The organism is Streptomyces sp. NPDC043854 (assembly GCF_056436005.1).
This window is the reverse complement of sequence record NZ_JBWKDK010000002.1, coordinates 39110-51976: the sequence shown is the minus strand read 5'-3', so window position 1 is coordinate 51976 and position 12867 is coordinate 39110. Positions and strand designations below refer to the sequence as shown.

13 protein-coding genes and 1 riboswitch are annotated in these 12867 nt (G+C 74.0%); of the genes, 2 read left to right on the top strand and 11 right to left on the bottom strand.

Going from position 1 to position 12867, the window contains the following annotated elements; genetic code table 11:
• Positions 1-47 precede the first annotated feature (47 nt).
• Positions 48-536 (top strand): ribose-5-phosphate isomerase, encoded by a 489-nt coding sequence (locus tag AC068A_RS02245; RefSeq protein ID WP_179175802.1) that lies wholly within the window; start codon positions 48-50, stop codon positions 534-536.
• A 281-nt stretch (positions 537-817) separates the two neighbouring features.
• Here AC068A_RS02245 and AC068A_RS02240 read toward each other — a convergent pair whose 3' ends face one another.
• The 9 genes from AC068A_RS02240 to AC068A_RS02200 form a co-directional block, all read right to left on the bottom strand.
• Positions 818-1174 carry an MmcQ/YjbR family DNA-binding protein gene (locus AC068A_RS02240; RefSeq protein ID WP_478579523.1) on the bottom strand — a complete coding sequence of 119 codons (357 nt, stop codon included), beginning with the start codon at positions 1172-1174 and terminating at the stop codon, positions 818-820.
• A gap of 117 nt (positions 1175-1291) precedes the next feature.
• On the bottom strand, positions 1292-1846 hold the full coding sequence (locus tag AC068A_RS02235) for a GAF domain-containing protein (protein WP_478579520.1): 555 nt from the start codon (positions 1844-1846) through the stop codon (positions 1292-1294).
• A complete protein-coding gene (locus AC068A_RS02230) occupies positions 1843-2493 on the bottom strand; it encodes a GTP-binding protein (RefSeq protein WP_478579517.1) in 651 nt (216 codons plus the stop codon). Before AC068A_RS02230 ends, AC068A_RS02235 begins: the two co-directional genes overlap by 4 nt.
• Positions 2471-2893 (bottom strand): DUF742 domain-containing protein, encoded by a 423-nt coding sequence (locus tag AC068A_RS02225; protein ID WP_478579514.1) that lies wholly within the window; start codon positions 2891-2893, stop codon positions 2471-2473. Before AC068A_RS02225 ends, AC068A_RS02230 begins: the two co-directional genes overlap by 23 nt.
• Positions 2893-3312, bottom strand: a complete 420-nt coding sequence (locus AC068A_RS02220; RefSeq protein WP_478580058.1) for a roadblock/LC7 domain-containing protein — start codon at positions 3310-3312, stop codon at positions 2893-2895. The genes AC068A_RS02225 and AC068A_RS02220 overlap by 1 nt, the downstream gene beginning before the upstream one ends.
• Positions 3313-3437: 125 nt before the next feature.
• Positions 3438-5360 (bottom strand): sensor histidine kinase, encoded by a 1923-nt coding sequence (locus tag AC068A_RS02215; protein ID WP_478579511.1) that lies wholly within the window; start codon positions 5358-5360, stop codon positions 3438-3440.
• Between the two features lie 308 nt (positions 5361-5668).
• Complete coding sequence (locus AC068A_RS02210) at positions 5669-6871, bottom strand: MBL fold metallo-hydrolase (RefSeq protein WP_478579508.1); 1203 nt, start codon at positions 6869-6871, stop codon at positions 5669-5671.
• A gap of 210 nt (positions 6872-7081) precedes the next feature.
• The gene (locus tag AC068A_RS02205) at positions 7082-7885 is read right to left on the bottom strand and encodes an SGNH/GDSL hydrolase family protein (protein ID WP_478579505.1); all 804 of its coding nucleotides are present in this window, start codon (positions 7883-7885) and stop codon (positions 7082-7084) included.
• 166 nt (positions 7886-8051) lie between these two features.
• The gene (locus AC068A_RS02200) at positions 8052-9023 is read right to left on the bottom strand and encodes a M23 family metallopeptidase (RefSeq protein WP_478579502.1); all 972 of its coding nucleotides are present in this window, start codon (positions 9021-9023) and stop codon (positions 8052-8054) included.
• A 2-nt stretch (positions 9024-9025) separates the two neighbouring features.
• A riboswitch (cyclic di-AMP (ydaO/yuaA leader) is annotated at positions 9026-9244 on the bottom strand.
• A 312-nt stretch (positions 9245-9556) separates the two neighbouring features.
• Between AC068A_RS02200 and AC068A_RS02195 the strand changes: the two genes are divergently transcribed.
• Positions 9557-10375, top strand: a complete 819-nt coding sequence (locus tag AC068A_RS02195; RefSeq protein ID WP_478579499.1) for a tyrosine-protein phosphatase — start codon at positions 9557-9559, stop codon at positions 10373-10375.
• A 37-nt stretch (positions 10376-10412) separates the two neighbouring features.
• On the opposite strand, the gene AC068A_RS02190 is transcribed toward AC068A_RS02195, so the two are convergent.
• Positions 10413-11807, bottom strand: a complete 1395-nt coding sequence (locus tag AC068A_RS02190) for an aspartate aminotransferase family protein (RefSeq protein WP_478579496.1) — start codon at positions 11805-11807, stop codon at positions 10413-10415.
• Positions 11804-12862, bottom strand: a complete 1059-nt coding sequence (hpnH, locus tag AC068A_RS02185; RefSeq protein ID WP_478579493.1) for an adenosyl-hopene transferase HpnH — start codon at positions 12860-12862, stop codon at positions 11804-11806. Before hpnH ends, AC068A_RS02190 begins: the two co-directional genes overlap by 4 nt.
• Between the last annotated feature and the right edge of the window lie 5 nt (positions 12863-12867).

Genomic DNA, 12867 nt, shown 5'->3' with positions numbered 1-12867 from the left:
GACACCCCGGGGCAGGTTGTCGGGGCCACCCGTGACACACTCGTCCCATGCGCGTCTACCTCGGATCCGACCACGCTGGCTTTGAGCTGAAGAACCACCTCGTGGACTGGCTCAAGAACAACGGCCACGAGCCCGTCGACTGCGGGCCCCACATCTACGACGCCGTCGACGACTACCCGCCGTTCTGCCTGCGCGCCGCGGAGAAGACCGCCGCCGACGAGGGCAGCCTGGGCATCGTCATCGGCGGCTCCGGCAACGGCGAGCAGATCGCCGCCAACAAGGTCAAGGGCGTCCGCGCCATCCTGGCCTGGAGCGTCGAGACCGCGAAGCTCGGCCGCGAGCACAACAACGCCAACGTGATCTCCGTCGGCGGCCGGATGCACACCCAGGACGAGGCCACCTCCTTCATCGAGGCCTTCCTGGCGACCCCGTACTCCGGCGAGGAGCGCCACACCCGCCGCATCGACATGCTCTCCGCGTACGAGCAGACCGGCGAGCTGCCCCCGATCCCGGCCCACCACCCGCAGGACCAGTAGGACGCCCCGTGGGGGGGGGGGGGGGGGGGGGGGGGGGGGGGGGGGGGGGGGGGGTCGGGGGGGGGGGGGGGGGGGGGGGGGGGGGGGGGGGGGGGGGGGGGGGGGGGGTGGGGGGGGGGGGGGGGGGTGGGGGGGGGAGGCGGGGGGGGGGGGGGGGGGGGGGAGGGAGGGGGGGGGGGGGGGGGGGGGGGGGGGGGGGGGGGGGGGGGGGTGGGGGGGGTTTCCCCCCCCCCCCCCCCCCCCGCCCCCGGCCATGGCCCCGCCGGCGGCCCGGCCGCCGGTCACTCCCCCGCCAGCTCCGGATGGGCCTCGGCCAGGCGCTTGGGGGCCGCCTGCCGCCAGGAGTCGACCAGGATCGCCCGCAGCTCGGCCGCGTCCTCCAGCGCCCCCAAGCGGACCCGGAGCCAGGCGTAGTTGTCGTCGTGGCCGGCCCGGACGAAGAACTTCTCCGGCTCGGCGGCGATCAGCTCCGCCCGGTCCTCCCTGGGGCACTTGACGCCCATCGTGGTGTCGTCGTCGCCCAGGGCCGCGAATATCCGGCCGCCCACCCGGAACGTGGGCATGCCCCAGGAGAGCTTCTCGCTGCTGTCGGGGAGCGACAGCGCGGTCGTACGGACGTCCTCGGCGGTCACGGCCATGCCGGGGCTCCTCTCCGGTCGAGTCCCCGGATCCACGGATCCAGGGGTCCACGCGTGCACGGGTCCACGTCAGCGACCGTAGCGCCCGGCACTGACAACCGCCCCGGCGAAGGCCGCTCAGCCGGCCCGCGCGGCGTCCTCCTCGCGCGCCCGTACGAGGTCCGCGAGCTCCGCCGCCAGGGATTTCACGGTGGCCAGGCCCCCCGTCCCCCACCGGCGGGGCCCCACGTCCACCGCGCACACCGTGCCCAGGACCATCCCCTGCCGGTCCGTCAGCGGCGCGCCCGCGTAGGACCGCACCCCGCTCTCGTCGACCACGGCGTTCCCGGCGAACCGCGCGAAGTCCCGTACGTCCTCCAGCACGAGCGCCCGCCGGCGCACGACCACGTGCGGGCAGTACCCGTGATCCCGCGGCAGCACCCGCGCCGGGTAGCCGCTGGGCGGCGCGTCCGGCGCGTGGTACAGGCCGGCGAAGAACTGCCGCTCCTCGCCGACGAAGTTGACCCCCGCGTACGGCGCCGCGAGCACCTCTGCGATCCGCCGGGCGAAGGCGTCCAGCTCGGTGTCCGCCCGCTGCCCCAGGCCCAGTTCGCGCAGCCGGACCGCGCGCGCGGGTGCCTCCCGGTCCACCGGCGTGAGCAGCAGGTGTCCTGTCGATTCGTAGTACGTCATAACGGGTCCCCCCATTCCGACCATTTCGAATTCCGGTCCGGCCGCTGCGGTGCGGCCCGTAACAGCAGGTGGTGGACGAGGGCGGCCAGCACCCCCGTCCCGGATCTCGGCAGCCGCGCGTCGCACCGTACGACGGGCACGCCGGGCGCGAGGCCCACCGCCTCGCGGACCTCCGCCGCCGTGTAGCGGTGGCCACCGTCGAACTCGTTGACGGCGACGACGAATCCGATGCCGCTCCGCTCGAAGAAGGCCACGGCCGGGAAGCAGTCGGCGAGGCGGCGCGTGTCGGCGAGCACGACCGCGCCGAGCGCCCCGACGCACAACTCCTCCCACAGGAAGCGGAAGCGCTGCTGGCCGGGTGTGCCGAACAGGTAGAGGACGTGGCGCTCGTCCAGGGTGATCCGGCCGAAGTCGAGCGCGACGGTCGTGGCCGTCTTCGTCTCGACGCCGTCCAGCGGGTCGGCGGCCTCGCCGATGCCGCTGAGCAACTCCTCCGTGCACAGCGGCTCGATCTCGCTGACCGCCCCGACGAAGGTCGTCTTGCCCGCCCCGAACCCGCCCGCGACGATGACCTTCAGCGTCGCGGGCAGGGCGGCGGCGGCCGCGCGGGGGTCGGTACGGGTGTCACAGTCGTCGGCGTAGGCCATCGAGCACCGCCCGGAGCAGGGTCTGGTCATCGGCTGCGGCGCAGGTCCCGCCGCCCGGGAACCGCGGCGCCTGCGCCGTGACGGCCCCGGATTCCATCAGGTCGGACAGCAGCACCTTCACCACCGCCGCCGGGAGCCGCAGCTGCCCGGCCACCTCGGCGACGGTGACGGCCGTGGCGCCCGCGCACAGGCGCAGGGCCAGGGTGTGCTCGGCGCCGAGGGCGGCGCGCGGCCGCACCCCGGTCGCGGTGACCAGCGACAGCAGGTCGAGGGCGACGGTCGGCCGGGTGCGCCCGCCGCTGGCCGTGTACGGGCGCATCACCCGGCCGGCCGAGTCGTCGAGCCAGGGCGTCGTCTCGCGCGGGGCTCCCCTGCCGTACGCGGCCCGGGCGGCCCGCATCACTCACGGCCGGCGGCCGGCCGCCGCGGCGGGGCCGCCAGGTACGGGCGGACGCTCTTGACCAGCATCGCCATCTCGTAGCCGAGGACGCCCGCGTCGGCCTCCCGGTCGGCGAGGACGGCCAGGCAGGTCCCGGATCCGGCGGCCGAGACGAAGACGAGGGCGGTGTCGAGCTCGACGACCACCTGCCGGACCTCCGCGCCGTCGCTGAAGCGGGATCCGGCGCTGCGGCCGAGGGAGTACAGGCCGGAGGCGAGCGCCGCCAGGTGGTCGGCGCTGTCGGCGTCGAGGCCGTGGAGGCAGGTGACGAGGCCGTCGGCGGTCAGCAGCACCGCGCTGCGGGTGTACGGGACCCGCTGGACGAGGCCACTGAGCAGCCAGTCGAGATCGGACAGCCGGCCTCCCGTCGTGGCCGTGATCGTGTCCGTGGCCGTGGCCTTGGCCTTGGTGGCCGGTGCCGGTGCCGGTGCCGCTGCGGGGGCCGTCGTGGTGGCCGGTTCGCCGCCCATGGTGGTGCGCTCCTTGCCGGGATGGGGATTCGGGGTCATGCGTCGTTCTCCGACTGGGCGAGGCCGAAGCCGCGCCGGAATGCGGCCATCAGATCCGGGTCGTGCACGGGCTGGTCGGGGGTGCGGGCCCGCCGCGGGGCGGGGGCGTCCCGCAGCCCGGGGGCCAGGTGTGCCTGGGCCCGCCGGCGGGGCAGGGGCGGTCGGTCCGGGTCGGTCCGGGCGGCCGGCACGGACGCGGCCGACGGCCTCGGCACCGGCCTCGGTACCGGCACCGGCACCGGCACCGGCGGTGCCCCTGCCGCTGCCCGGGACCCGGCCGGGTACGGAGCCTGCGGCTGCGGCGGCTGTGCCGGCGCAGCGGCCCGGGTGGGGGCAGGAGCCGGCGCCGGAGGAGGAGCCGGCGGGGAGGCCACCGGTCCCGTGGGCCCCGTATGCCTGGCCCGCGGGCCCGGGGCGGCCGCCGCCCAGGCCGGTGCCGTGGGCCGCGGGTCCGCGGGCTCCGGCCGGGGCACGGACACCCGGACGGGCTCCAGCGGCGGCATCCCGGACCCGTGGCTGACACCGGACCCGAACCCGGGGCCGACACCGGACCCAAACCCGGTGCCGGCCCCGGGCCCGGCCCCCGCCGCGGGCCCGTAGCCGCCCCCGGCCGCGGTCCCCGCCCCGGCACCGGACCCGTCCCCTGGCCCCGATCCGGATCCCTGGCCGGTCCCCCACGAGGTGGCCCGGGAGCCGCCGAGCGCGTCGGCGGCGCCGGGCGCCTCCGCACCGAGCAGGTCCTGGGGCAGGACGAGCACGGCGAGCACGCCGCCGTAGATGTTGGACTTGAGCTCGACGGCGATCCCGTGCCGCCGGGCCAGCGCGGAGACCACGTACAGGCCGATCCGCCCGTCCGCCAGCAGGTGCCGCACGCTGACCTGGTCGGGATCGACGAGGAGGGCGTTCATCCGGTGCTGCTCCGCGGCCGGCATGCCCAGCCCGCGGTCCTCGACCTCCACCGCGATGCCCGCGGTGACCCGCTCCGCGCGTACGACCACGTCGGTGTCCGGGGCGGAGAACACCGTGGCGTTCTCGATCAGTTCGGCGAGCAGGTGCACCACGTCGGCGACGGCGTGGCCGCGGACGGTGCCCCCGGCCGGCGGCACCACCTTGACCCGCGTGTACTGCTCGACCTCCGCGACGGACGAGCGCAGCATCTCGCTCAGGTCGATGGGGCGGGTCCACTGGCGGCGGGAGCCGGCGCCGCCGAGCACGGCGAGGTTCTCGGCGTGCCGGCGGATCCGGGTGGCCAGGTGGTCGACGTGGAAGAGCTCCTTCAGCAGGTCGGGGTCCTCGACGGTGTCCTCCAGCCCGTCGAGCAGCGAGATTTCGCGGTGCACGAGGGACTGGAGGCGGCGGGCGAGGTTGACGAAGACCTCGACCTTGCGGTCGCTGTCGGAGGGGGCGGCGGGGCCGGCCAGCCGTACGAGGGCGGCGTGCGCCTGCTCGCGGGCGCCGCGCAGCTCCTGGGAGAGCAGCCAGAACTCGTCGACCCGCTCGGGGTCGGTGCCGGGCGGCGGCGCGGTCGGGCCGCCGCGGACCGGCCGGGCCGGCTGTTCGCCGCGTTCCAGCCGTTCCGCGGCGGTGCGCAGCTCCTGGCGGCCGCGCACGCTGGAGCGGCGCAGGGCCTCGCAGCGGTCCCGGACCGCCTTGGCTCCGCGCTGGGCGCCGAGCAGGGCGGCGGCGAGCGCGCCGACGACGAGCAGGGCGCAGCCGAAGAGGACGGGCCACAGCCGGGCGTCCCGGTGGCCGTCGCCGCCGCCGAGCTGAAGGGTGAAGATCACCCCGGCGGTTCCGCTGAGCCCGGCGGCGAGGGTGGGCAGCACGGCGGCGCGCACCAGCTGGGGCCGTATCTGCCGCTCGGGACCGGGGGCGGCGTGTCTCGACGGGGCGTGGCGGGCGGCGCGGAGTCCGGACATCGGGGTCCTCAGGCGTCCTCATACGTGGGCCCGGGCCCCAGGGGTGACGGGACCCGGTGTTGATCACCGGATACCCACGCTAGACCGGATAATCCCGCCGCTGACGGCCAGTCGGGGAACTTCACCGGGGTGCTTCCCGCTCCCGAGGGGGCGCTCGTACGGCAGCCCGAATCCGCCGGGAGCGCGTGTTCGGGCCCGGCGGTCCGCCCCCGGCGCCCGCGGGTCGGGCCCGGTGCTTCCGGCCTCGCGGGCGCCGTCTGGGTGGTTCTGGCGGGCAGCCGGTGCGGGGCCGCCCGCGCGGCGCGTCGTCACCGCTCGCCGGCGAGGTCCAGGTCGCGGTCGGCCGGAGGGACGGCATCGGCAGCCGCTTGGGCGGTCGCCGTCGCAGGCCGCCACGGGTGGTCGATGGGCCGGGCCACCGGGCGCCACCAGCGGTCGGTGGGGAGGACGCCGCCCGGCTCGAACGGCTCGCCCGGCCGGGGGACGGCCACGGGCTGCTCCGCTTCCGCCCCGGCGTCGAGGGTCCACTCGCCCGGCTCCGCCCACGGGTGGAGCGCGAGGTTGAAGGTCCCCCAGTGGATCGGCAGCAGCACCCCGTGCGGCGCGGCTCCCTGGAGGTCGAGGTGGGCGCGCACGCCCTCCTGCGGGGTCATGTGGATGTCCGGCCAGTACTCGGAGTAGGCGCCGATCTGGATCATCGTGGCGTCGAAGGGGCCGTGCTCGGCGCCGATGTCCTTGAACCCGGGGAAGTAGCCCGTGTCGCCGCTGTGGAAGATCCGGTGCTCGTCACCGGCGACGGCCCAGGAGGCCCACAGGGTGTGCTGCGCGTTGCGCAGCCCGCGCCCGCAGAAGTGCCGGGCCGGGGTGGCGGTCAGCGAGAGTCCGGCGATCTCGGTGGACTCGTTCCAGTCGAGCTCGCGCAGCCGGTCCGCGGAGACGCCCCAGTGCTCCAGGTGCGCGCCGACACCGAGCGGGACGGCGAAGACCGTGTCGGTGCCGGCCAGCTGCTTGACGGTCGGCAGGTCGAGGTGGTCGTAGTGGTCGTGGGAGATCACGATGGCGTCGACCGGTCCCAGGGCGGCCAGCGGCACCGGCACGGGGTGGAGCCGCTTGGGCCCGGCGAAGGGGAAGGGGGAGCAGCGCTCACCCCACACCGGGTCGAAGAGGATCCGGCGCCCGTCGATCTCGGCGAGGACGCTCGAATGGCCCATCCAGGTCAGGCGCAGCCCGCTGACCGGCGGCTTCGCCAGGTCGGCGAGGGTCGTCGGGTGGACGGGTACGGACGCGGCGGGGCTGCGCCGGATCCGCTGCTCCTTGTGGAAGTAGACCTTGGCGAATTCCAGCATGGAGCCGGAGGGTCTGGTCCGGGCACCGACCGGGTTCCGGAAGGAGCCGTCCGCGAAGTTCGGCGAGCGCCGGATCCGCTCCAGCCGTGCGCCGGACGGATCCGCGCCGAAGGCTTCGGGGCGCAGGGCGCGCAGCAGCGGACGCAGGGGTTGGGAGCCGGTCAAAACGCCTCCTGGGAGGGGTGGGGCGGGCGGTCGCAGGCCGTGGCCGGCGGTCTGCTTCCTCACTGGTCTACCACCACCAACGCAGGGCGGCCCCGGAGGATTCCGTCAGGCGTGCCCGCACCGCCCCTGCGGCAGCCCCCTGCGGCAGCCCCGCCGCAGCCCCCTGCGGCCATCCCGCCGCCGCCCCGGCAGGCGGCCCTCCCGCCGGCCCTACAGCGGCAGCAGGTCGGGCCGCTTCGCCTCCACGTGGTCCCCGGAGGATTCCCCGCGCAGCCGCCTGCCGATCCACGGCACCAGGTGCTCCCGGGCCCACTGGATGTTGTCGCGGGTCACGTCCACCGAGCCGCGGGGCTGTTGCGGCGGCCACGGCTGGTCGGGGTCGGTCGGCACCTCGAGCCCCAGCACCTGGGCGGCGCGCAGCGCGACCCGGGTGTGCCCCTCGGGCGAGAGGTGCAGCCGGTCGCCGTCCCAAGCCCGGCGGTCCTGTACGGACTTCAGCGACCAGAGGTCGAGGACGGGGCAGCCGTACCGGTCGGCGATGGCGCGCACGTGCGCGCTGTACGTGGCGACCTTGCCGCGCAGGTGCTTGAGGACGGGCACGCCGCGGGTGTCGAAGCCGGTGGTGATCATGACCTGGCCGACGGAGGCGGTGAGGTCGGCGACGGCGGCCTCGAACCGCTCGGCGACGGCGTCCGGGTCGCTGCCGGGCCGGATGATGTCGTTGCCGCCGGCGCAGAAGCTCACCAGGTCGGGGGCGAGCTCCTTGGCGCGCGGGACCTGTTCGGCCACGATCTGGTCGAGCAGCCGTCCGCGCACCGCGAGGTTCGCGTACCGGAAGTCGCCCTCCGGGCGCTGGTCGGCCAGGAGCACGGCCAGCCGGTCCGCCCATCCGAGAAAGAGCCCGTCGGGCCCCGGGTCCCCCACCCCCTCGGTGAAGCTGTCCCCGAGTGCCGTGTACGAGCCGATGGTCCGGATTTTCTGTTCTGTCGTCTCTGTCGTCGTCGTCGCTGCCACGGGACCATATCCTTCACCGCGGGACGTGACCTACGCCACCGTAGGAAGGGGTTGACGGACCGTGATCTATACCACCTGGTCGGTACGGAATGGCAGCGCGTGAGGCCGGACCCCCCTCGGGTCCGGCCTCACGCGGATCTGTCGCCTCCGGCGGCTGAGCGAGCCGTCAGATGGTCACGCCCTTGGAGCGCAGGTAGGCGATCGGGTCGATGTCCGAGCCGTACGAGGGACCGGTGCGGATCTCGAAGTGCAGGTGCGGGCCGGTGGAGTTGCCGGTGGAGCCGGAGAGGCCGATGGCCTGGCCGGCGCTCACGCTCTGGCCGACCGAGACGGAGAGCTGGGAGAGGTGGGCGTACTGGGAGTACTTGCCGTCCTCGTGCCGGATGACGACCTCGTTGCCGTACGAGCCGCCCCAGCCGGCGGAGACGACGGTGCCGGCGCCGACCGCCTTGACGGTGGTGCCGGAGCTCGCGATGAAGTCGACGCCGGTGTGGTAGCCGCTGGACCACATGGCGCCGGCGGTCTTGTACGCGGTGGAGACGCCGCCGGAGACGGGGGCGGTGAAGCCGGCCGCGGCGACCGCGCCGGCTGCGGCGGTGTCGGCGGAGGCCGTGTCGGCGGCCGCGCTCTTCTTGGCGGGCGCGGGCGCAGGCGCGGGGGCCGCGGCGAGCGGGGAACCGGCGGCCGGGGCCTTCTTCTTCGGCTTCGGCGCGGGGGCGGGCTGCTCGACCGGGGCCCGCTCGGGAGCCGCCGACGCACCCGGGGCTCCGAGGGACAGCCTCAGGCCGGGGTGGATCAGGGAGGGGTTGTCGCCGACGGCCTCGCGGTTGTCGGCGTAGAGCCGCTGCCAGCCGCCCGGGAGGTCGTGGTCGGCCGCGATGACGGAGAGGCAGTCGCCCGTCCGGACCGTGTAGACGGCCGGAGCAGCGGAGGCGGCGGCTGCGGGTGCGGCCGCCGGAACCTGCAGGGCCGCGGCCGGGACCGCAGTGGCGGCGGCCGGGGCGGCGGCCGCGTGGGCGCCGGCGGCGCCGATCAGCGGCAGGGCCAGGGCCGCTCCGCCGGTGCCGGCGACGGTGGCGACAAAACCACGGGCCAGGGAACGGGACTTCGGACGGCGGTGCTTACCCTTTGCCGGCATGGCGAATTCCTCTCCGGCGCCTGCGAGGTGAGCTGTCGGGTTCGGATTGGAGATGTCCGGCCGTCCGTGGACGTACAACAACGCGGACACGCATGTGACGTGCACGCGACGTGAACGGAACACGTACGGCTTCACCCCTGGCTGCTCCGGAGCGGAACTCCGGCGCAGCGGCCTACCTGGTTCCCCCGCTCCTGCCGCGCGAGTTCGGTCGAGTGTGCTTTCCGGACGGCGGCAGGATTAGGCGGTCCATCCGGATTGGTCGCGAAGGTAATCGAGCGGGCCGGTACGGAACAAGCCGTGAATTTCCTGACGGATTCACAGGAAGGGGAGTCCAGCGGAATTCCGGTCACCCTGCGTCCATTCTCCGCCGCCAACAACCGTCCCGGCCGGGCCATTCGACTTCGACGATCAGGCACTCACGGTCACCGTATGATCTGGCTCACGGGGCCGTGCCCGATCTCGCCTCCGGCACCGGCAAGTTGGTCCCAAGCAGCGCAATTCGGACACTCGATGACGATGCAGAGGATTTCCCCTTGACCCAGCAGATACCCACCACCCCGCCGGGCACCCCGCCCCCCGAGCCCGAACTGTCCGGTGTGCGCAACTTCCGGGACGTGGGCGGCCTGCCGACCACGGACGGGCGGCAGGTCAAGGCGGGACGACTCTTCCGAAGCGGACATCTGGCACATGCCACCGAAACCGATGCAGAATTCCTCGCATCGCTCGGACTGCACACCGTCTTCGACTTCCGCAACGCGGCCGACCAAGCCCTGGAGGGTCCCGACATCGAGCTGCCCGGGGTGCGCAACGTCAACATCCCGCTGTCCGACCCGGCCGACGGCAAGGAATTCTGGACCATGGTCCGCGACGGGGACGTGGAGCAGCTCCGCGGCATCCTCGGCGACGGCAAGGCCGCCGCCCGGATGGTGGGCTCGTACCGCTCGATGGTCGTGCACCGCACCGCCGAGCACGGCCGGGTCCTGCACGCCCTCGCCGAGGACAGCCTCCCCGCGCTCATGCACTGCGCCGCCGGCAAGGACCGGGCCGGCCTGTCGATCGCCGTCACCCTGCTCGCGCTGGGCGTGGAGCGCGAGGCCATCGTCGCGGACTACCTGGAGTCCAACGCCCCGCACCGCCGCTACCGGGTCCGCCGCGGCAGCGACGCGCCCGAGGCCCGCTCCCCCGAGGTGACGGAGCTGCTCGCCCCGCTCTTCGACGCCCGCGCCGCGTACCTGGCCGCGGCCTTCGACACCATCGACGAGCACTGGGGCGGCGTCGACCGCTACCTCGCCGAGGGCCTCGGCCTCGCGGCCGGGACCCTCGGCCGGCTGCGCGAGCGGCTGCTCGACTGAGCCGCGGCGGACGGTCGGCTGCCGGCGGGGCGGGCCGTCAGCCTCCCGCTACGGCCTGCTTGACCAGGGTCCGGCCGAAGTCCCACAGGAGCCCGCCGCCGGCGTGCGCCTCGTCCATGACCGCACGGAAGGCGCCGACGAACCGGTCGACGTCCACCTCGTCCACGATCAGCGGCGGGATCAGCTTGATCACCTCCAGGTGGTCCCCGGACACCTGCGTCAGGATCCGGTGCCGCTGGAGCAGCGGCACCACCACCATCTGCGCGAACAGCCCCTTGCGGGCCGCCTGGAGCATGGTCCACCGGCTGCGCAGCCGCAGCGAGGAAGGCCGTCCGAACTCGATGCCGATCATCAGGCCCCGGCCCCGGACCTCGTACAGCAGCTCGTACTCGTCCACGAGCGCCGCGAGGCGCCCGCGCAGCAGGTCGCCCGTCGCGCGGGCGTTCGCGACGAGCGACTCGTCCTCCATGACGGAGAGCACCGCCAGCCCGGCCGCCATCGCCTGGGCGTTGGAACCGAAGCTGGCGGAGTGCACCAGGACCCGGTCCATGGACGAGTAGACCTTCTTGAAGATCCAGTCGCGGCCCAGGGTGGCGCCGACCGGGACGTAGCCGCCCGACAGCGCCTTGGCCACGCACACCAGGTCCGGCTCCACGCCCGGCTCGTGCTGGTAGGCGTAGAAATCGCCGGTCCGTCCGAGGCCGGTCTGCACCTCGTCGGCGATCAGCAGCGCCTTGTGCCGGCGCAGCAGCTCCTGCGCGGCGGGCAGGAAGCCGGGCGGCGCCGCGTGCACGCCCTTGCCCTGGATCGGCTCGACGACGAATCCGGCGACGTCGCCGCGCTTCAGCTCCCGCTCCAGGGCGGCCAGGTCGCCGAGCCCGATCCGGGTGTCGGGCAGCAGCGGCGCGAAGCCGTCCCGGAAGCCGGCCTCCCCGTTGACCGAGAGCGAGCCGGCGGTCAGCCCGTGGAAGGCGTGGTCGCAGTAGAGGACCCTGGGCCGCCCGGTGGCGTACCGGGCGAACTTCAGAGCGGTCTCCACGGCCTCGGTGCCGCTGTTGCCGAAGAAGACCCGGTCCAGGTGCGGGCTGTACGACAGCAGCTTCTCGGCCAGCAGCCCGGGCAGCGGCTGGCAGTCGAAGCGGGTCAGGTCGGCGAGCCGGGCGTCGAGCACGTCGTGCAGGGCCCGGCGGACGACCGGGTGGTGCCGGCCCAGGCCCATCACCCCGAACCCGGACAGCATGTCCAGGTAGTCGTTGCCCTCGGCGTCCCAGAAGTGGGCGCCCTCGGCCCGCTCGTAGACCTTGTCGAAGCCGATGGTGTGGAGCATGCGGGGCAGTTGCGGGTTCAGGTACCGGGCGTGGAGCGCGTACCGCTCCGCACCGCGCTCGGCCAGCAGGGCCTTCAGGTCGAAGCCCCCGGACCCGGCAGTCATGCCGATCCGTCCCGGTCGCCCCGGTTGCCGCGGTTGCCCCGGTTGCCGCTGACCGTGTCCCGGGCCGCGCGCAGGGACTCCTTGAGGGAGCCCATGGTGGCGAGGACGGCGGTGGGCTCGTAGCCGCAGTGCGCCATGCAGTTCGCGCAGCGCGGGTCCTTGCCGCGGCCGTACCTGTTCCAGTCGGTCTCCTCGATGAGCTCGCGGTACGTCGTCACGTACCCGTCGCTCATCAGGTAGCAGGGGCGCTGCCAGCCGAAGAGGGAGTAATTCGGAATGGCCCAGGCGGTGCAGGGGAAATCGGCCTTGCCCTCCAGGAAGTCCAGGAAGAGCGGGGAATGGTTGAGCCGCCAGCGGCGCCGGTTGCCGCCCGCGAAGGCCTTTCTGAAGAGTTCCCTGGTCTGCTCGACACCCAGGAAGTGCTCCTGGTCGGGCGCCTTTTCGTAGGCATAGGCGGGCGAGATCATCATTTCGTCGACCTTCAGGTCGTCATTGAGGTAGTTGAGCACCTCGATGACGGTCTGCGGGGTGTCGGTGTTGAAGAAGGTGGAGTTCGTGGTGACCCGGAATCCGCGCTGTTTCGCCTCCCCGATGGCCGCGACCGCCTCGTCGAACACGCCCTCCTTGGCCACCGACTCGTCGTGTCGTTGGCGCAGTCCGTCGATGTGCACGGCAAAGGCGAAATAGGGCGAGGGGGTGAAATTCCCGATCTTCTTGCGCAGCAGCAGGGCGTTGGTGCACAGGAAGACGTACTTCCGCCTGGCCACCAGCTGGCGCACGATCTCGTCGATCTGCGGGTGCATCAGGGGCTCCCCGCCCGCGATGGACACCATGGGGGCGCCGGACTCCAGGACGGCTCCGACCGCCTGGGCCACCGGCATGCGCTGCTTGAGCACCCCGGCGGGGTGCTGGATCTTCCCGCAGCCCTCGCAGGCCAGGTTGCAGGCGTAGAGCGGCTCCAGCTCGACGATCAGGGGGAACTTCTCGCGCTTGCGGAGCTTCTGTTCGAGCAGATAGGTCCCGACCCTGATGGACTGTCGCAGCGGCATGGCCATCTGGC

What these genes read in the sequence shown, in the direction of transcription:
- AC068A_RS02190 (WP_478579496.1), bottom strand. Translation starts at nt 11,807, where the DNA reads ATGACTGCCGGGTCCGGGGGCTTCGACCTGAAGGCCCTGCTGGCCGAG.
- AC068A_RS02225 (WP_478579514.1), bottom strand. Translation starts at nt 2,893, where the DNA reads ATGCGGGCCGCCCGGGCCGCGTACGGCAGGGGAGCCCCGCGCGAGACG.
- AC068A_RS02230 (WP_478579517.1), bottom strand. Translation starts at nt 2,493, where the DNA reads ATGGCCTACGCCGACGACTGTGACACCCGTACCGACCCCCGCGCGGCC.
- AC068A_RS02240 (WP_478579523.1), bottom strand. Translation starts at nt 1,174, where the DNA reads ATGGCCGTGACCGCCGAGGACGTCCGTACGACCGCGCTGTCGCTCCCC.
- AC068A_RS02215 (WP_478579511.1), bottom strand. Translation starts at nt 5,360, where the DNA reads ATGTCCGGACTCCGCGCCGCCCGCCACGCCCCGTCGAGACACGCCGCC.
- AC068A_RS02245 (WP_179175802.1), top strand. Translation starts at nt 48, where the DNA reads ATGCGCGTCTACCTCGGATCCGACCACGCTGGCTTTGAGCTGAAGAAC.
- AC068A_RS02200 (WP_478579502.1), bottom strand. Translation starts at nt 9,023, where the DNA reads ATGCCGGCAAAGGGTAAGCACCGCCGTCCGAAGTCCCGTTCCCTGGCC.
- AC068A_RS02235 (WP_478579520.1), bottom strand. Translation starts at nt 1,846, where the DNA reads ATGACGTACTACGAATCGACAGGACACCTGCTGCTCACGCCGGTGGAC.
- hpnH (WP_478579493.1), bottom strand. Translation starts at nt 12,862, where the DNA reads ATGGCCATGCCGCTGCGACAGTCCATCAGGGTCGGGACCTATCTGCTC.